The following is an 18594-nucleotide window of genomic DNA, read 5'->3' on the forward strand; positions in this document are numbered from 1 at the left end:
CGGGTGGTCAGCCCTTGGTCGCGCCTGCCGTCATCCCGGCGACGAGGTGACGCTGGGCGAAGAGGAAGAAGACCGCCGCCGGGATCGCGATGAGTACGGAAGCCGCGCTCATGGCGCCCCAGTTGGACGTGTACTGGGTGACGAAGGTCTGGAGTCCGCCGGCGAGGGTGAGGTTCTCCTCGCCGACCATGAAGGCGGAGGCGTAGGCGACCTCGCCCCAGGCGGTGATGAAGGCGTAGAAGCCGGTGACCGCGAGGCCGGGCTTGGCGAGGGGCAGGATGAGGCGCCAGAAGGTGCCGAAGGGGTTGAGTCCGTCGACGCGACCGGATTCGTCGATCTCGACGGGGATGGTGTCGAAGAAGCCCTTCATCATCCACGCGCAGAAGGGCACGGCGATGGTGAGGTAGGTGATGATCAGGCCGACGGGCTGGTTGAGCAGTCCGAGGTCGCCCATCAGGTTGTAGAGGGGGACGATCAGGATGGCCATCGGGAACATCTGCGTGATGAGCAGGGTCCACATGAGCGGCTTCATGCCCGGGAACTTGAAGCGGCTGACGGCGTAGCCGGTGGTGGCGGCGATGAAGACGCCGAGGACGGTGGTGACGCCGGCGACGAGGACGGAGTTCGCGAACCAGCTGAGGAAGTGGCTGGACTCCAGCAGGTAGCGGTAGTTGTGGAGCGTCGGTTCCTTGACGAAGTCGGTGCCGATGGCGTGCTGCGGGGGCTTCAGCGAGGTCAGCAGGATCCACAGCACGGGGAAGACCGCGATGACGGACGCGACGACGAGCGTGGCGTGCAGTGCGAAGGAGGCGAGCGGGGAGCGGGTGCCGCGGGGGCGGGCTCCGCCGGCGGGCGTGTCGTTCGTGGTCACGGTCACCACACCTCTCCCTGCTTGCGCAGCGAGCGCCGGTAGACCAGCGCGAAGATCATGAGCAGGGCGAGGATGAGGACGCCCCACGTCGCGGAGCCGGCGAAGTCGCGGGGGCTGGCGATGAAGGCCTCGCGGAAGGCCTGGGTCACGAGGATCTCGGTGGAGTCGCCCGGTCCGCCGCGGGTCAGCAGGAAGATGACCGGGAACATGTTGAAGGTCCAGATGGTGGAGAGCAGGATCACGGTCATGCTCACCGCGCGCAGTCCGGGCAGGGTGATGTGCCGGAAGCGCTGCCAGGGGGTCGCGCCGTCCATCTCGGCGGCCTCGTAGAGCTCGGCGGGGATGGACTGGAGGCCGCCGAGGAGGGCGACCATCATGAAGGGGACGCCGAGCCAGACGTTGACGGCGATGACGGAGACCTTGGCCCAGGTCGGGTCGTCGAGCCACGGGATGGCCGCGATGCCGCCGCCGTCGAGGAGCTTGTTGAGGATGCCGTTGTCGCGGTTGAACAGGAAGCGCCAGGCGAAGACGGACACGAAGCCGGGGACGGCCCACGGCAGGATGAGCGCCATCCGGTAGGCGGCGCGGCCGCGGAGCGGGCGGTTGAGCATGGTGGCCAGGGTGAGGCCGAGGGCGAAGGTGATGGAGACGCAGCCGACGGTCCACAGCACCGTCCACACCAGCCGCTGCCAGAAGACGGGGTCGCCGAGGACGGCCGCGTAGTTGTCGAGGCCGACGAACTCGTACGTGGCCTCGATGTGGCGGACGCCGATGGTGCGGGCGACGTTGCGCTCGTTGGCGTCGGTCAGCGAGAGGTAGATCCCGCGGACGAGGGGCCAGCCGATGATCACGCCGAGTACGAGCACGACCGGGGCGATCATGGCCCAGGCGTACCAGTGCGTGGCGAGGGCCCGCTTGAGACCGCTGTCGCTTCTGGCAGTCGTGCGGCCCGGGCCGCGGGCGGCACCGGTGTCACCGGTGTCCTCGCCCGCGGCCTTGGCCGGCGACTGGCTGGTGTGAGCAGCCATCCGTCGTTACTTCCAGCCCTTGAGGATCTTGCGGAACTCGACGCCGGCCGCCTTGGCCGCGTCCTCCGGGGAGGAGGTTCCGGTGACGGCCTTGGTGTATTCGACCTTCAGCGGCTCGAAGAGGGAGCCGTTCTCCGGGATCCAGGCGCGCTCGACGGCCTTGTCGACGGCCGGCTTGAAGAACTGGACCATCTCGCTGCCCTTGACGTCGGGCTGCTCGTACGCGGCGGTGCGCGTCGGGAGCAGGCTCAGGTCCTTGGCGGACTGGACCTGCACCTCCTGGGAGGTCATGTACTCGACGAAGGCGTGGGCGGCGGCGGTGTTCTTCGAGCCGGCGTACACGGCGAGGTCGTGGCCGCCCTGCGGGGCGCCGGCCTTGGCCGAGCCGGCCGGGACGGCGGAGACCCCGAGGTTGGACTTGTCCTTGAACTGGTCGCCCGCGTAGCTGTCGGCGACGGCCCAGGGGCCGTTGATCATCATGGCGGCCTCGCCGGTCTTGAAGGCCGTCTGCATGTTGGTCCAGCCGTCGGTGGCGTTGGTGGTCGCCGCGCCGGAGGCGACCAGGTCGCGGGCGGCCTTGAAGGCCTTGACCCCGGCGGCGTTGTCGACGGTGACCGTCTTCGTCTTGGCGTCGACGAGGTCGCCGCCCTCGCCGTAGATGAAGGGCAGGAACCAATAGGAGTCGTCGCCGCGCAGGTAGAGGCCGGTCTTGCCGCTCTTGGCCTTGATGGCGGCGGCGGCGGTCTTCAGCTCCTCCAGCGTCTTGGGGGGCTGGACGCCGGCGTCGGCGAGCATCTTCTTGTTGTAGAAGAGGCCGAGGGTGTCGATGACCTGCGGGACGGCGTAGGTCTTGCCCTCGTACTTGCCGCTGGCGGCGGCCTGCGGCAGGAACTCGGCGTCGACCTTCTTGGCGGTCTCGGCGGGGACCTCGTCGAGGTAGCCGAGGGAGGCGAAGTCGGCGACCCAGCCGACGTCGGCGCGGATCACGTCAGGGGCCTCGGAGCCGCTGCTGAAGGCGTTCTTGACCTTGTTCTGGGCGTCGCCGTACGGGACGTTGACGTACTTGACGGTCACCTTGGGGTGCTTCGCGGTGAACGCCTCGGCGATCTTCTGGAAGCTCGCCTTCTCGGCGTCGTTCGACGTGTCCCACCAGGTGACGGTGCCGCTCAGCTCGCCGCCGGCCTTGGTCTCGCCACCGTCACCCTTGGTGTCACCGCCGCAGGCCGTCGTCGCGAGCGCCAGGGTCGCGACCAGCGCGGTGGCCGCTATGCCACGCCGCATATGAACTCCTTCGATGATCCCGGCCGCTCCCTCGCGGTCCCGAGTTGCCAGGAACGTAACAAGCCTGAAAGCGGTCCGAAAGACCTTGCGGCAAATTTCTGCAAGACGAGCTGATCGTTACATCCGTGTGTCCCTACGGTTGCCGCAGCTTGCTGTTGATTCGGCTCCCCTTCCCCTGCAAGAGCCCGCAACCAGGGGGTGTGTACCCGCGTTGACCCCGATATGACCCACGAGTTGACGGACGTCCGGCTTGCAAGCGCTTCCAGCAACATCACGGCGAAGGGCGGCTGGTGGCGCGATGCCGTCATCTATCAGGTGTACGTGCGCTCCTTCGCGGACAGCGACGGCGACGGCGTCGGGGACCTGCGCGGGATCCGCGAGCGCCTCCCCCACCTGGCCCGGCTCGGGGTGGACGCGGTGTGGCTCACCCCCTTCTACGTCTCCCCCCAGGCGGACGGGGGCTACGACGTGGCCGACTACCGGGCCGTCGACCCCCTCTTCGGGGACCTCGCCGACGCCGACGCCCTCGTCCGGGCCGCGCACGCGCTCGGGCTGCGGGTGGTCGTGGACGTGGTGCCGAACCACACCTCCGAGCGCCACCCCTGGTTCCTGGCGGCCCTCGCCGACGAGCCGGGCGCCCGCGCGCGCTACCTGTTCCGCCCCGGGCGCGGGGCCGCCGGGGAGCTGCCGCCCAACGACTGGGAGTCCGTCTTCGGCGGACCGGCCTGGACCCGGGTCCCGGACGGGGACTGGTACCTGCACCTGTTCGCCCCCGAACAGCCCGACCTCGACTGGGACAACCCGGAGGTGGCCGAGGAGTTCGCGTCCGTCCTGCGCTTCTGGCTGGACCTGGGCGTCGACGGCTTCCGGGTGGACGTCGCCCACGGCATGGTCAAGGCCCCCGGCCTGCCCGACATCGGGCACGGGGCGCAGGCCACCCTGATCGGCACCGAGCCGCTCCCCTTCTTCGACCAGGACGGGGTGCACGCGATCCACCGCTCCTGGCGCCGCCTCCTGGACTCCTACGAGGGCGAGCGGATCGGCGTGGCCGAGGCCTGGGCCCCGACCTCGCAGCGGCTCGCGCTGTACGTCCGGCCCGACGAACTGCACCAGGCCTTCAACTTCCGGTTCCTGAACTGCCCCTGGGACGCGACGGCGATGCGCACGGTCGTCGACGAGTCCCTGGCCGCGACCGCGACCGTGGGGGCTCCGACGACGTGGGTGTTGTCGAATCATGATGTGGTGCGGCATGTGACGCGGTATGGGGGTGGGGTGCGGGGTGTGGCGCGGGCGCGGGCGGCGGCGTTGTTGATGTTGGCGTTGCCGGGGTCGGCGTATGTGTATCAGGGGGAGGAGTTGGGTCTGCCGGAGGTGACGGATCTGCCGGACGGGGTGCGTCAGGATCCGGCGTTTCATCGTGCGACGGGTCAGGAGGGGTTGCGGGACGGGTGTCGGGTGCCGATTCCGTGGTCGGGTCGGGAGGCTCCGTACGGGTTCGGTGAGGGTGGTAGTTGGTTGCCGCAGCCGGCGGAGTGGGCGGGGTTGAGCGTGGCCGCGCAGACCGGGGACCCGCATTCCACTCTGGAGCTCTACCGCGCCGCCCTGGAACTGCGCCGGGCCACCGCCGGCCTCGGTGCCCCCGAGGCCGGCCCGCTGACCTGGCAGCCGGCGCCCGAAGGCGTCCTGCTCTTCACCCGGCCCGGCTTCGCCTGCACCCTCAACACCCGACCCGAACCGCTGGAGCTCCCCTCGCCCGGCCGGCCGGTCCTGTCCAGCGCCCCGGTCGAGACGGACGGCCGCACCGTCCGGCTTCCCGCGGATTCGTGCACGTGGTGGGCTTTGTGAGCCGGCTACCGGTACAGTCCAATCCCGTGACCGCACGGCTAGCCGACATCGCAGCCCAGGCGGGGGTCAGCGAAGCCACAGTCAGCCGCGTGCTCAACGGCAAGCCCGGTGTGGCCGCCGGCACCCGCGAATCCGTGCTGGCCGCGCTCGACGTGCTCGGCTACGAGCGGCCCGTGCGGCTGCGCCGGCGCAGCGCCGGCCTGGTCGGACTGATAACCCCCGAGCTGGACAACCCCATCTTCCCGGCGCTCGCCCAGGTCATCGGGCAGGCGCTGACCCGGCAGGGGTACACCCCCGTGCTGGCCACCCAGACGCCCGGCGGGTCCACCGAGGACGAGCTGACGGAGATGCTCGTCGACCGGGGCGTCTCCGGGATCATCTTCGTCTCGGGGCTGCACGCCGACACCACCGCCTACATGGGCCGCTACGACCAGCTGCGCGCGCAGGGCGTCCCGTACGTCCTGATCAACGGCTTCTCCGACCAGGTGCGGGCGCCCTTCGTCTCCCCCGACGACCGGGCGGCGATGCAGCTGGCGGTGACCCACCTGAGCGCGCTCGGGCACACCCGGATCGGCCTGGCGGTCGGCCCGAAGCGGTTCGTGCCCGTGCTGCGCAAGATCGAGGGCTTCCTGCTGGGGATGAGCGAACGCTTCGGGCTCGACGGGGCCGAGGCCGAGGAGCTCGTCCAGCACTCCCTCTACACCCTGGAGGGCGGTCAGGCCGCGGCGACCGCGCTCATCGCCCGGGGCTGCACCGCGATCGTGTGCGCGAGCGACATGATGGCGCTCGGCGCGATCCGCGCCGCCCGGCAGCAGGGCCTACGGGTGCCGCAGGACGTCTCGGTGGTCGGCTTCGACGACTCCCCGCTCATAGCGTTCACCGACCCGCCGCTGACCACGATCCGCCAGCCGGTCCAGGCCATGGGGCAGGCCGCCGTGCGCACGCTCCTGGAGGAGATCGGCGGTACGCCGGCCCCGCACAGCGAGTTCGTGTTCCTCCCGGAACTCGTGGTGCGCGGGTCCACGGCCTCGGGGCCGGGCCGCAGGGGTCCGACCTGAGGACTGTCAAGGTCGGTACGGGTAGTCCGCAGGGCGGACCCCGGGCGCCGAAGACCGTCCCGAGGGATGATCGAAGGCGAGGGCGCATCTGGCAAACTCTCTCCCCATGGGTGAAGCGAGCGTGAAGACACTGGAAACCCGGACGGACATCGCGTCACCCCCCGTGACCGAGAGCGAGGCCCGTCCGAGCACCGAGGGTGCCCTCCTCACGCGACTGCGCGTGCCGCGCCGGCCGCGGATCTGGTTCGAGATCCTGCTGATCGCCGTCAGCTACTGGGTCTACTCGCTCATCCGCAACGCCGTGCCCGAGCAGAAGGCCGTCGCCCTCGCGAACGCCGACTGGATCTGGAGCATCGAGCGCGGCCTGGGCATCGCGGTGGAACGGTCCGTCAACCACTCCGTGAACTCGGTGACGTGGTTGATCGTCGGCATGAACTACTACTACGCCACGCTCCACTTCATCGTCACCATCGGCGTCCTGGTGTGGATCTACCGCTTCCATCCGGGGCGTTACGCCGCCACCCGCCTCGTCCTGTTCGCCACGACGGGCGTCGCCCTCGTCGGCTACTACTTCTACCCGCTCGCGCCGCCCCGCCTGATGAACGGCGGCGGGTTCGTCGACACCGTGCTGGTCCACCACACCTGGGGCTCCATGGCCTCGGGGAACCTCAAGCAGATGTCGAACCAGTACGCAGCCATGCCGTCCATGCACATAGGGTGGTCGCTCTGGTGCGGACTGACGATCTACGCCGTCGCCTCCGCGCCCTGGGCCCGGATCCTGGGCCTGCTCTACCCGACGGCGACCCTCGTGGTCATCGTGGCCACCGCCAACCACTTCTGGCTGGACGCCGTGGGCGGCATGATCTGCCTGGCCTTCGGCTACTTCGTCTCGCGCGCCTGGTACGGCTCCCTGCCGCACCGCCTGCCCCGCCACCCCGTGCACGTGGGCCCGCACCCGGCCACCGTCGCGCTGCGCGGCCGGTTCCGCAGGGCCTGAGGCCCGGCCCCGGGGGCCCGACGGGCACCCCGAGGCGCGCTCTCCCTCCCCCGGCTACCCGGCCCGGTGGGTGATCCGGCCGCCCGACACGGTCAGGCGGATCGGTGCCTCGGCCAACTCGTCCGTCCCCGCCGTCAGCGGATCCACCGCGAAGGCCGTCAGGTCCGCCCGCCGGCCCACCGCGATCCGGCCGGCGACGTCCTCCTCCCCCGCCGCGAGCGCCGCGTGCGAGGTCATGCCCTCCAGGGCCATCAGCCCGGTCAGCGCCGGTCCCGCCGAGGCCGCCCCGAGCGGGCCGCGGGCGGCGGCCAGGACGCGGCGGGCGTCATGGTCGGCGATCGGCCAGTCGGAGCCCAGCGCGAGGACCGCGCCCGCGTCGCGCAGGTCCCGGCAGCGCCAGGCCCGCCCGGCCCGCTCCTCGCCGAGCCGGCGCGACCACTCGTCGGTGTGGTCGGCGCGGGTGTACGCGGCGTGCGGCGGCTGCATCGAGGCGATGACGCCGATCCGCGCGAACCGCTCCAGCTGGTCGTCGGGGACGGTCTCGATGTGCTCGATCCGGTGCCGCATCCGGGCGCCGGGACCCAGCCCGGCCACGGTGTCCAGGACGTGGCGGACGGCCGCGTCGCCGATGGCGTGGGTGGCCGTACGCACCCCGGCCGCGTCCAGGGTGGCGACGGCCCGCGCGTAGGCGCCGGGATCGGGCCAGAAGGCCTCGGTGCCCTGGCCGTGGCAGTCGGCGTGTTCCAGCCAGGCCGTGCCGCCCTCGACGGTGCCGTCCATGAAGAACTTGACGCCGCCGATCCGCCAGTGCCGGCCGGCGAGGCCCTGGAGTTCGATCAGCTCCTCCAGTTCGGCCGCCCCCGCTCCTGGCATGCACCACGGGGCCAGGTTCAGCCGCAGCGGCAGGTGCCCCTCGTACTCGACGGTCGACAGCAGCGCGGGCACGTCGCCGTTGCCGAGGTCCATGACGTGGGCGCCGGTCAGTCCGGTGGCGGCCATCGCGTCGAGGAGCGCGAGGAGGCGTGCGCGGCGCTCCGCGCGGGTGGGCCCCGGTACCAGGGCGCCGACGAGGTCCATCGCGGCGTGCTCGACGAGGTGGCCGGTGGGGCGGCCCGTCGCGTCGCAGACGATCTCGGAGCGCTGGGCGAAGGCGCGGGGGCCGACGATCCCGGCCGCGTCGAGGGCGGGGCCGGAGGCGAGCGCGGAGTGGCCGTCGTAGAGGCGCAGGAAGGCGGGGGCGCCGGCCAGGGCGTCCTCGACGAGGGCCCGGTCGACGGGTCGGCCGCCGAAGGCGTTGTGGTCGAGGCCGTATCCGAGGACCCAGCCCCGGGTGCGGTCGGCCGTACGCAGGGCGGCGCGCAGTCGGTCGAGGTCGCGGACGTGCGAGAGGTCGGTGCCGGAGGCCATCTCGATGCCCCAGACGGGGTGGCTGTGGGCGTCGGTGAGGCCGGGGGTGAGGGTGGCGCCGGCGAGGTCGATCCGTTCGGTGGCGGGACCGATCAGGTCGCGCACGTCGTGCTCCTCCCCGACGGCGAGGATCAGCCCGTCGAGGAGGGCCACGGCCTCGGCCGCGGGGCGGTCGGGGTCGAGGGTGTGGACGCGGGCTCCGGTGAGGACGGTGTCGGCAGCGGGCACGGCTGGTGCGCTCCTTCGGGGTGGGCGGGGGCTTCGAGCGGCGGGCTTCGGGAGCAGAAACCTAAAGGCTTTCGATTTGCGGCAATGTAGCCTCCGGTTCTGGCGTACGGGAAGACCTGACGGTGGGAGAGATCGATGGGACGGCCGCGGACACCCCTCCTGGACCGGGAGCGGATCGCCCTCACCGCCCTGCGACTGGTGTCGGACCAGGGCGAGTTCAGCGTTCCGCAGATCGCCCGGGCGCTCGGGGTGCAGACCGGGTCGGTGTACCACCACGTGGACGGCCGGGCGGGCGTGGTGGAGCTCGTACGGGAGCTCGTGTGCGACCGGATCGCCGGCGAGGCGCTCGCCCTGGAGCCGTGGGACCGGGCGTTGGAGGAGTGGGCGCGTTCCTACCGGGCCGCGTTCGCCGCCCACCCGAGGGCCATCCCGCTGTTGATGACCACGCCGGTGCGGGCCCCGCGGGTGCTCGCGCAGTACGAGCGCGCCGTCGGGGTGCTGCTCGCGGCCGGCTTCACCCGGCGTACGGTGATGCCGCTGCTCACGGCCCTGGAGAACCTGGTCCTCGGCTCCGCCCTGGACCTGGCCGCCCCCGAGGCCATGTGGGAGCCGACGCCCGACACCCCGCTGCTCGCGGACGCGCTGGCGGCCGTCGGCCCGAACCGCGCGGACGCCGCCTTCGACCTCGGCCTGGCGGCGTTCCTGACCGACGCGCGGACCCTGCTCGCCGCCGACCGCCCGGCCGACGGCGGGAGTCCGGCCGACGGCGGGAGTCCGACCTAGGCCCCGTAGAAGAGCTCGTCGACCACCGCGCGGGCGCGGCGCGTCGTGCGGCGGTAGTCGTCCAGCATCTCGCCGACGGTGCCCTCCGCGTAGCCCAGGTAGCGGCCGACGGCGGCCAGTTCGCGGACGTCGGAGGGGAAGCTGTCGCCCGCGCGCCCGCGGACCAGCATGACGGCGTTGCGGACGCGGGTGGCGAGGACCCAGGCCTCGTCGAGGATCTGGGCCTCCTCCGTCGGGATCAGCCCGGCGGCGTGGGCGGCGGCCAGGGCCTCGCGGGTGCGGGTGGTGCGCAGGCCCGGCTCGGCCCAGGCGTGCCGCATCTGCAGGAGCTGGACGGTCCACTCGACGTCGCTGAGCCCGCCCCGGCCGAGTTTGGCGTGCAGGGTCGGGTCGGCGCCGCGCGGCAGGCGTTCGGACTCCATCCGGGCCTTGAGCCGGCGGATCTCGCGCACGGCGTCGTCGCCGAGCCCCTCCATGGGGTAGCGCAGGGGGTCGATCAGCTCGATGAAGCGACGTCCGAGGTCCTCGTCTCCGGCGACCGGTTCGGCCCGCAGGAGCGCCTGGCTCTCCCAGGTCAGGGACCAGCGGCGGTAGTAGGCGGCGTAGGAGGCCAGCGTGCGCACGAGGGGGCCGGAGCGGCCTTCGGGGCGCAGGTCGGCGTCGATGAGCAGCGGCGGGTCCGCGGTGGGGAGTTGGAGGAGCCTGCGCATTTCGGCGATCACGGCCTGGGCGGCCTTGGCGGCCTCCTGTTCGTCGACGCCCTCGCGGGGTTCGTGGACGAACAGGACGTCGGCGTCGGAGCCGTAGCCGAGTTCGTGTCCGCCGAAGCGGCCGACGCCGATGACGGCGAAGCGGGTGGGGAGCGTCTCGCCCCAGTTCCCGCCGACGGCGGCGCGCAGGGCGCCGGCGACGGTGGCGGCGGTGAGGTCGGAGACGGCGCGGCCGACGCGGTCGACGAGGGCCCCGGGGTCGGTCTCGGCCGGGCTGTCCTCGGTTCCGTAGGAGCTGATGATGTCGGCGGCGGCGGTGCGGAACAGCTCGCGGCGCCGGACCCCGCGGGCGGCGGCGACGGCGGCCTCGGCGGTGTCGGCGCGGCCGACGGCGGCGAGGACCTCCTGCGCGAGGGCCTCGTGCGTACGGGGCTGGAGCCCTTCGGGGTCGCCGAGCAGGGCGACGGCCTCGGGGGCGCGCATCAGCAGGTCGGGGGCGAGGCGGCCGGCGGACAGGACGCGGGCGAGGTTCTCGGCGGCGGCCCCCTCGTCGCGCAGCAGGCGCAGGTACCAGGGGGTCTTGCCGAGGGCGTCGGAGACCTTGCGGAAGTTCAGCAGTCCGGCGTCCGGGTCTGCGGAGTCGGCGAACCAGCCGAGGAGGACGGGCAGCAGGGTGCGCTGGATCGCCGCCTTGCGGCTGACGCCGGAGGCGAGGGCCTCCAGGTGGCGCAGGGCGGAGACGGGGTCGGCGTAGCCGAGGGCTTCGAGGCGTTGGCCGGCGGCGCGCGAGGAGAGGCGGGCCTCGCCGGGGCCGAGTTGGGCGACGGCGTCCAGCAGGGGCCGGTAGAAGAGCTTCTCGTGCAGCCGGCGGACGACGGAGGCGTGCCGGCGCCAGGCCTTGCCCAGTTCGGCGACGGGTTCGGTGCGCAGGCCCATGGAGCGGCCCAGGCGGCGCAGGTCGTTCTCGTCCTCGGGGACGAGGTGGGTGCGGCGCAGCCGGTAGAGCTGGATGCGGTGCTCCATGGTGCGCAGGAAGCGGTACGCGTCGTGGAGTTGGGCGGCGTCGGCGCGGCCGACGTAGCCGCCGGCGGCGAGGGCGTGCAGGGCGTCGAGGGTGGTCCCGGAGTGCAGGGTGGCGTCACCGCGGCCGTGGACGAGTTGGAGCAGCTGGACGGCGAACTCGACGTCGCGCAGGCCGCCGGGGCCGAGTTTGAGTTCGCGGTCGACCCGGTCGGCCGGGATGTTGTCGACGACGCGGCGGCGCATCTTCTGGACGTCGGCGACGAAGTTCTCGCGTTCGGCGGCCTGCCACACGAGGGGACTTATGGCCTCGATGTACTGGGCCCCGAGTTCGGCGTCGCCGGCGACGGCCCGGGCCTTCAGGAGGGCCTGGAACTCCCAGGTCTTGGCCCAGCGTTGGTAGTAGGCGAGGTGGGAGGAGAGGGTGCGCACCAGGGGGCCGTTGCGGCCCTCGGGGCGGAGGTTGGCGTCGACGGGCCAGATGGTGCCCTCGACGGTGGTGTCGGAGCAGATCCGCATGAGGTGGGAGGCGAGGCGGGTGGCGGCCTGGAGCGCCCGGGGCTCGTCGACGTCGCCTCCGGGGCCGGCGACGGCCTCGCCGACGAAGATCACGTCGACGTCGGAGACGTAGTTGAGTTCGTTGCCGCCGCACTTGCCCATCGCGATGACGGCGAGCCGGCAGCGGGCGGCGTCCTCGGGGGCGGCGGCGCTCGCGATGCGCAGGGCGGCGCGCAGGGTGGCGGTGGCGAGGTCGGCGAGCTCCGCGGCGCTCTGGGCGATGTCGATCGTGCCGCAGACGTCGCGGGCGGCGATGGACAGCAGGCAGCGCCGGTAGGCGACGCGCAGGTGGACGGGGTCGTGGGCGTCGGCCAGCCCGCGTTCGAACTCGGCGAGGCCGGGGTGCAGGTCGGAGGCCTCGTAGGTGACCAGGGCCTGCCAGTCGAGGGGGTGGCGGGCGAGGTGGTCGGCGAGCGCCTCGGAGGCGCCGAGGACGCCGAGGAGGCGGTCGCGCAGGGGCTTGGCGCTGACCAGGGTGTCGAGGAGACGGGGGCGGTCCTCGTCGCTCTGCGCCTCGGCGAGGCGGACGAGTCCCCGCAGGGCGAGGTCCGGATCGGCGGTGGCGCCGAGGGCGTCGAGGAGCACGGGGTCGGCGCGCACGGAGGCGAGGGCGTCGGCTTCGAGGAGCCGGGCCGCGGCGGAGGGGTCGGTGAACCCGCTGCGCAGCAGCCGGGTGAAGGTACTGCTCCTGCGTCCCGGGACTGTCATCCCGCCGCCTCCCGCGTACGTCGCTGCCGTGGCCGTCTGCTTCACAGGGAGCCTATGGCCTGGGTCCCGGCCGGGCGATCTCCGGGGGTTGCCGCGGCCGGTCGCGGCGGCGGCCGCGCGGGGGCGGGCGGCGCGGGGCGCGGTGCGGCGGCCGCGCGGGGGCGGGCGGCGCGGGGCGTGGGGGCGGCGCGGGGTGTGCCGCACGGGCGCGGCGGCGCGGGGCGCGGATCCCACGCGGCGCGGGGCGCGCGGGCGCGGGGGCGGGGTGTGGTGTCGGGCACGTGCGGCGGGTGAGTCGGGGGTGCGGGGCGGCGCCCCCGGGGTGGGGTGCGGAGGGGCCGCGGGGGTCGACGGGCCGTGTGCGCGGGGTGGTTGCGGGCCGGTCCGCGGGGATCACCGGGTCGGTCGGTCCGGGCGGGTCCGGCGGGATCGGGGTGTCGTGGCGCACATCATGCGGCGCCTTGTCGGATTATCTGATTACTTATAGATCGATGTGTCAGGGGCCCGGTCCCCGCCCGACCGGCCGCGAGGAGCCCCATGTCCGACGGACCCCCCGCCCCCGGCGCCGGCACGCCCGGGACCGCCGCCCCCGAAACCGGATCCGCCGGCGCCCCCACCCGCACCGCCGGACGGTCTGCCGCGACGGACGGAGCCCCGGTGGTCCCCGGCCCCCGACGGGCCGGCGACAAGGCCGCGGGCGCGCCGCGCGTCCCCGCCGCGCGGCGGGCGTCCGACCCGCCGGCAGGTCCCCGTACCGCCGACCCGGACGGCGACGCACCCGCGCCCGCCCCCACGGACCCCGTCGCCTCCGCCCACCGGGGCGCGCACCGCCGGGCCCGTACCGTCAAGGCGGTGGCCCTCGCCGCCGCCGGCGCCGCCGCGTTCATGTTCGTACTGCGCGGCAACGAGGCCCTCGCCGCCCTCGGCACGCCCACCACCGCGGACTCGCGCGCCACCACCGCCGGAGCCGTCGACGCCCCCGACCCCGGCCGGGTGCTCCAGATCGTCGCCCACCCCGACGACGACCTGTACTTCATGAACCCGGACCTGCGCTATTCCCTGGCCACCGGCCACCCCGTCACCTCGGTCTACCTCACCTCCGGCGAGGCCGACGGCATCAACGCGGGCACCGGCCGGGAAGGCGGCGCCCGCCCCGACAAGCCGGCCTACGCCGAGGCCCGCCAGAACGGCATACGCGCGGCCTACGCCAAGATGGCCACCGGCGACCGCGGCAGCCGCTGGACCCGTACGGTCATACCGACCGCGGGCGGCGGCCACGCCGAGCTCGACGTCCTCGTGGCCAAGCCCGAGGTCAACCTCGTCTGGCTGCAGATGCGCGAGGCGGGCCACGTCTACCAGGACGTCCCCGACAGCCTGCACGGCCTGTGGGACGGCCGCGTCCCGCACCTGGAGTCGATGCTCGCGTCCGGCACCCCGGTCGGGCAGCCGTTCACGTACACCAAGGACCAGGTCGTGCGCACCCTCGCCGGGATCCTCGCGCGCTACCGGCCGACGACGATACGGATGCAGGACCCCACCCCCGGCCGCACCGCCGACACCCGCCGCTACACCGACCACCAGGACCACTTCTACGGCGCCCGCTTCGCCCAGGCGGCCGCCGCCGTCTACGCCCGCGAGGTCGAGGACCGCCCGCACTTCGCGACGCAGAACTACGTCGGCTACTTCAACGGCTCCCTTCCCAGCACCCTCGACCCGGGCGAGGCCAAGGAGAAGCTGGACATCCTGGACACCTACGCCTGGCTCGACCGCGAGAACCACTGCGGCAGCGAAGCCGGCTGCGGCGACCTCAAGGTGGCCGAGCGTCCCTCCGGCAACGGCTGGACCAGTACGGTCAACTACGCGCGCGGCACCGGCACCTCCTGGCTCACCTCCGACAAGGACCAGGGCCTGTGGGCGTTCAAGGTCCTCGACGGCCAGGTCGCGCTCTGGCACCGGACCGGCCTCCTCGGCCGCTGGAGCGGCCCCCGTCTGCTCCCCGGCACCGGCATGGACCAGGGCATCTCCACCGTCACCCTGAAGGACGGCCGCACTGCCGCCTTCGGCACCCGCACCACCCTCGGCGAACACCCCGCCGACTACCGGCGCGAGGTGGTCCACTCCGTCCAGCGCGCCCCCGGCTCCGAGGAGTTCGGCCCGTGGGAGTCGCTCGGCACCCCCGAGGCCTCCGACGAGGAGTGGACCTCCGACATCAGCGCCCCCGCCGTCTCCGTCGACGGCACCGGCCGCCCGGCCGTGTACGTGCGCGACGGCGCCAACACCCTGCGCGGACGCGTGCAGCGGGAGGACGGCGGCTGGGGCCCGTGGGAGAGCCTCGGCGGCTCCGACGTGCACGGCACCCCGACCACCGCCACCGACGGCGCCGGGCGGCGCATGGTGTTCGCGGCGACCACGAAGACGGTCCTCGGCTGGGCCCAGCCCGCGCCCGGCGCCCCGCTCGGCCCCGCCACCCCCACCGGCCTGCCGGACACCACCCTCCCGCTGACGGCCGAGGGCCGCGAGGGCGGGGTGCGGCTGTGGTTCCGCAAGCCCGGCTCGGGCAACGTCCGCACGGCCCTGATGACCATCGGGGACCGGGCGGGCCCGGACGGACAGGGCGGCGCGAACGGACAGGGCGGCCCGGACGGACAGGGCGGCGCGAACGGACAGGGCGGACCGGGGCTGACCACCCACGGCCTGACCGACCTCGGCGGCCTCCAGGGCTTCGGCGCGGTCACCGCGAGCGGGAACCTGCTGGCCGGGCGCTCCGCCGGCGGCCGACTCGGGTCGGACCTCGGACCGGGCCGCCCGTGGGAGCGTTCGCCCCTCATGTTCGTCGGGGCCCCGTCCAGCACCATGACCGGCAGGAACATGGTCAGCCTCGCCGTCGTCGGCCTCGACGCCCGGCTCTACGTGACCTCCTCGACCGACGCGCCGAACGCGCACCTGGCGCCGTGGCAGCCGGTGGGCCCGCGCAACGCGCCCCGCTAGGACGCCCCGCCCCGCCCAGCCCCTCCCCACCCCGCAACACCGCTCCCCGGAACGCGTCCTGGCGCGCGGGCCCCTCAACCACGTCCACGTACCGGGCACATGTACGCACCCACCGCCGACAGGGCATGATCACGACCGGTCGTCCTCGGAAAAGCTCGCGTCATCGACGGAAACGGTGAACCAAGTTCCCCGATTCGGCCTCTCCATGACTGCACAGCGGTTCTTCCAGCCCGTCCGGAGCGACCCCGAGGCGTGACCCGATGCCACTCACCCGCCGCCGCTTCCTCCTCGCCGCCGTGGTGCCCATGCTGACCGTGGGCGCCTCGGGTGTACTCGCCGTGGCCTCCGGCCAACAGACCGCGGCCGACGGCACGGCGCGGACGCCCGCCCGCGCGCTGCCCGCCAGCGTCACGGCCGGCACCGTCGTCCAGGTCGTCGCGCACCCCGACGACGACCTGTTCTTCATGAACCCCGACCTCAGCCGCTCCCTGCTGTCCGACACCCGCGTCACCACCGCCTACCTCACCTCCGGCGAGGCCGACGGCCGCAACGAGGCCCGCGGCGGCGAGGCCCGTGACCCCGAACAGCCCGCCGACCGCGCCCACTACGCGGAGGCCCGGCAGAACGGCATACGCGCCGCCTACGCCAAGATGGCCACCGGCGACCGCTCCAGCCCGTGGAGCCGTACGGTCATACCGACCGCCGGCGGCGGCCGGGCCGAACTCGACGTCCTCCTCGCCCGACCGCAGGTCCACCTGGTCTGGCTGCAACTGCGCGAGGCCCGCAGCCCGGCTGGCGACAACCCCGACAGCCTGCGCGGGCTGTGGAACGGCTCCATACCCGCCCTGGGGGCCCAACTGACCTCGGGCACCCCCGTCAAGGAGACCTTCTCGTACACCAGGGACCAGGTGACGGAGTCGATAGCCGGGATCCTGGAGCGCTACCGCCCGACGACGATACGGACGCAGGACCCCACGCCCGGCCGGTACGCCGACAGCGGCAAGTACACCGACCACCAGGACCACATGTACGGCGCCCGCTTCGTCCAGGCCGCCACCGCCCTCTACGCGGAACGCGTCACGGACCGGCCGCACTTCTCGGTCCAGAGCTACCTCGGCTACCACAACGGCGCCCTGCCCCACTCCCTGGACCCGCAGACCGCCGAGACCAAGACCGGCTACCTGCGCACCTACGCCTGGCAGGACCGCGACGACCACTGCGGCAGCCCCTCCGGCTGCGGCGACCGCAAGGTGGCCGGCAGCCCCACCGGCCGCAACTGGGCCCAGTCGCTGCGCTACGCCCGCGCCGACACCACCGCCTGGCTGACGGAGGGCGCCCCCGGCCGGCTCTGGGCGTTCGCCACGCTGGACGGACGGATGGCCGTCTGGAACCGCGCCCCCTCCGGGACCTGGACCGGCCCGGCCCTGCTGCCCGGCACCGGCATCGACCCGGGCGCCTGCGCCGTACGCCTCCCCGACGGCCGCGTCGCCGTCCTCGCCACCCGCACCACGCTCGGCCCCCGCCCCGCCGACTACCGGCGCGAGGTCGTCCACGCCGTCCAGACCGCGCCCGACGGCCCCTTCGGGGCGTGGACCTCGCTCGGCACCCCCGAACCGGGCGACGAGCCGGGCACCTCCGCGATCAGCGCGCCCGCCGCCGCCGTCGACGACCGCGGCCGCCTCACCGTCTACGTCCGGGACACCCGACGCACCCTGCGCGCCCGCGCCGAGCAGCCGTCGGGGGCCTTCACCGACTGGCAGCGCCTGGGCGGCGAGGACCTCCAGAGCGACCCCGTCACCGCGGTGGACGCGGCCGGTCGGCGCCACGTCTACGCCGCCACCACCGGCTCGGTCCTGGCCTGGACGCAGCCCACCCCCGGCGCCCCCCTCACCGGCCCGTTCCCGACGGGGCTGCCCGCCACCACCGTCCCGCTCACCGCCGCCCCGGACGGCGCGGGCGTACGCCTCTACTTCCGGCGCCCCGACTCGGGAGTGGTGCGCAGCGCCCTCGCCACGGCCGGCCCGGGCGCCCCGCGGCTGTCCGCGGTCACCGAGTCGGGGGGCCGGGCCGGGTACGGCGCGGTCGGCGTCGCGGGCCGCCTGCTGACCGGTCGCGCGGACACCGGCACCATCGGCGCCACCGCCCTGGGCGGCCCGCCCGCCTGGACGGAGTCGCGCATGCTCTACGCGGGCGCCCCCGCCGCCGTCCGGGACCACACCGGCGTCACCACGACGGCCGTCCTCGGCCTCGACGCCCGCCTCCACGCCACGGCCCCCGCACCCCACCCCACCTGGCACCCGGCCGTCCTCCCGCCGCCCGCCTGACCCGCCGATATCCTGGGAGGAGCCTCGGGGGCCGCCCATCCCGGAGGGCAGCACGATGAACCGGCACCGCCACCTCCCGCTCCTCGCCGCCACGCTCCTCGTCCCGGCGCTCACCCTGACCCCGGCCTTCGCCGCCCCGACGGCCCCGGCGGCCCCGGCCCTGCCGACCGCCTCGTGCGAGCTGGTGGCGACCGGAGAGGGCGGGGGCGGCCCGTACACCCTCGTCCTGGAGGGCTTCGCCCCGAACCAGTCGGTCACGATCAAGGGACCGCGCACCGACCAGCGCACCCGGGTCGGCGCGGAGGGCACCCTCGACCGGCGGGACGTCCGCCACGGCCAGTACGTCGTCACCGCGAAGGGCGACCGCGTCACCTGCCTCACCCCGCCCCGCGACCAGCAGGGCGGCGGCAAGCAGGGCAAGGTCCGGGTGACGAAGGTCGAGGTCCTCACGCTCACCAAGCCGGGCACCGTGGTCGACTGCTCCAAGCCGAGCAGGGCCGAATTCGACGGCAAGATCAGCGGTACGGGCAAGGGTGAGGTCCGCTACCACTGGACGTACGCCTCCAGCAGCGACCCCATCGACGCGGGAACGGCCACCTTCGCCCCCGGCATCGAAAGCGTCTCCCTCCTGAAGGTCGTCACCTTCCCGCCCTCGGTGAACGGCGTCTCGCCCAGCGTGTTCGTGACCCTGCACGTCCCGTCCGCGAACATGACGGCCCGCAGCGCACAGGTCACCCTCACCTGCGCCACGCCCTGAAACGCCCCCGGGCCGACGGCTGCCCGCCGTC

At 73.7% G+C, this 18594-nt stretch carries 12 protein-coding genes; 7 read left to right on the plus strand and 5 right to left on the minus strand.

Features of this window, described 5'->3' with window-relative positions:
* Window positions 1-7: 7 nt before the first annotated feature.
* Genes ACZ6ZI_RS01775 through ACZ6ZI_RS01785 form a run of 3 tightly spaced genes read right to left on the minus strand, consistent with a single transcriptional unit; the run spans window position 8 to window position 3180 of the window.
* Window positions 8-877 carry a sugar ABC transporter permease gene (locus ACZ6ZI_RS01775; RefSeq protein ID WP_469514452.1) on the minus strand — a complete coding sequence of 290 codons (870 nt, stop codon included), beginning with the start codon at window positions 875-877 and terminating at the stop codon, window positions 8-10.
* Window positions 874-1899, minus strand: coding sequence for a carbohydrate ABC transporter permease (locus ACZ6ZI_RS01780; protein WP_469514455.1), 1026 nt, complete (start codon window positions 1897-1899; stop codon window positions 874-876). Before ACZ6ZI_RS01780 ends, ACZ6ZI_RS01775 begins: the two co-directional genes overlap by 4 nt.
* Window positions 1900-1905: 6 nt before the next feature.
* The gene (locus tag ACZ6ZI_RS01785; RefSeq protein ID WP_469514458.1) at window positions 1906-3180 is read right to left on the minus strand and encodes an extracellular solute-binding protein; all 1275 of its coding nucleotides are present in this window, start codon (window positions 3178-3180) and stop codon (window positions 1906-1908) included.
* A 222-nt stretch (window positions 3181-3402) separates the two neighbouring features.
* On the opposite strand from ACZ6ZI_RS01785, the gene ACZ6ZI_RS01790 reads away from it, so the two are divergent.
* The 3 genes from ACZ6ZI_RS01790 to ACZ6ZI_RS01800 all read left to right on the plus strand — a co-directional run bounded on the left by ACZ6ZI_RS01790 (window position 3403) and on the right by ACZ6ZI_RS01800 (window position 7080).
* Window positions 3403-5025: a glycoside hydrolase family 13 protein gene (locus ACZ6ZI_RS01790; RefSeq protein ID WP_469514462.1), complete on the plus strand. Its 1623-nt coding sequence runs from the start codon at window positions 3403-3405 to the stop codon at window positions 5023-5025.
* A 26-nt stretch (window positions 5026-5051) separates the two neighbouring features.
* A complete protein-coding gene (locus tag ACZ6ZI_RS01795) occupies window positions 5052-6083 on the plus strand; it encodes a LacI family DNA-binding transcriptional regulator (protein WP_469514465.1) in 1032 nt (343 codons plus the stop codon).
* A gap of 106 nt (window positions 6084-6189) precedes the next feature.
* Window positions 6190-7080 (plus strand): phosphatase PAP2 family protein, encoded by an 891-nt coding sequence (locus tag ACZ6ZI_RS01800; RefSeq protein ID WP_363064214.1) that lies wholly within the window; start codon window positions 6190-6192, stop codon window positions 7078-7080.
* Window positions 7081-7134: 54 nt separating this feature from the next.
* Here the strand turns inward: ACZ6ZI_RS01800 and ACZ6ZI_RS01805 are convergent, their stop codons facing one another.
* On the minus strand, window positions 7135-8715 hold the full coding sequence (locus tag ACZ6ZI_RS01805) for an amidohydrolase (RefSeq protein WP_469514468.1): 1581 nt from the start codon (window positions 8713-8715) through the stop codon (window positions 7135-7137).
* A 135-nt stretch (window positions 8716-8850) separates the two neighbouring features.
* On the opposite strand from ACZ6ZI_RS01805, the gene ACZ6ZI_RS01810 reads away from it, so the two are divergent.
* The gene (locus ACZ6ZI_RS01810) at window positions 8851-9498 is read left to right on the plus strand and encodes a TetR/AcrR family transcriptional regulator (RefSeq protein WP_469514471.1); all 648 of its coding nucleotides are present in this window, start codon (window positions 8851-8853) and stop codon (window positions 9496-9498) included.
* Here the strand turns inward: ACZ6ZI_RS01810 and ACZ6ZI_RS01815 are convergent.
* Complete coding sequence (locus tag ACZ6ZI_RS01815) at window positions 9495-12494, minus strand: bifunctional [glutamine synthetase] adenylyltransferase/[glutamine synthetase]-adenylyl-L-tyrosine phosphorylase (protein WP_469514473.1); 3000 nt, start codon at window positions 12492-12494, stop codon at window positions 9495-9497. The genes ACZ6ZI_RS01810 and ACZ6ZI_RS01815 overlap by 4 nt on opposite strands.
* A gap of 537 nt (window positions 12495-13031) precedes the next feature.
* On the opposite strand from ACZ6ZI_RS01815, the gene ACZ6ZI_RS01820 reads away from it, so the two are divergent.
* The 3 genes from ACZ6ZI_RS01820 to ACZ6ZI_RS01830 all read left to right on the plus strand — a co-directional run bounded on the left by ACZ6ZI_RS01820 (window position 13032) and on the right by ACZ6ZI_RS01830 (window position 18563).
* Window positions 13032-15482 carry a PIG-L family deacetylase gene (locus ACZ6ZI_RS01820; RefSeq protein ID WP_469514476.1) on the plus strand — a complete coding sequence of 817 codons (2451 nt, stop codon included), beginning with the start codon at window positions 13032-13034 and terminating at the stop codon, window positions 15480-15482.
* Between the two features lie 260 nt (window positions 15483-15742).
* On the plus strand, window positions 15743-17806 hold the full coding sequence (locus ACZ6ZI_RS01825) for a PIG-L family deacetylase (RefSeq protein WP_469514479.1): 2064 nt from the start codon (window positions 15743-15745) through the stop codon (window positions 17804-17806).
* A gap of 55 nt (window positions 17807-17861) precedes the next feature.
* Window positions 17862-18563 (plus strand): hypothetical protein, encoded by a 702-nt coding sequence (locus tag ACZ6ZI_RS01830; protein WP_469514482.1) that lies wholly within the window; start codon window positions 17862-17864, stop codon window positions 18561-18563.
* Window positions 18564-18594 lie beyond the last annotated feature (31 nt).

The sequence above is a fragment of the Streptomyces sp. NPDC103540 genome (genome assembly GCF_055584445.1).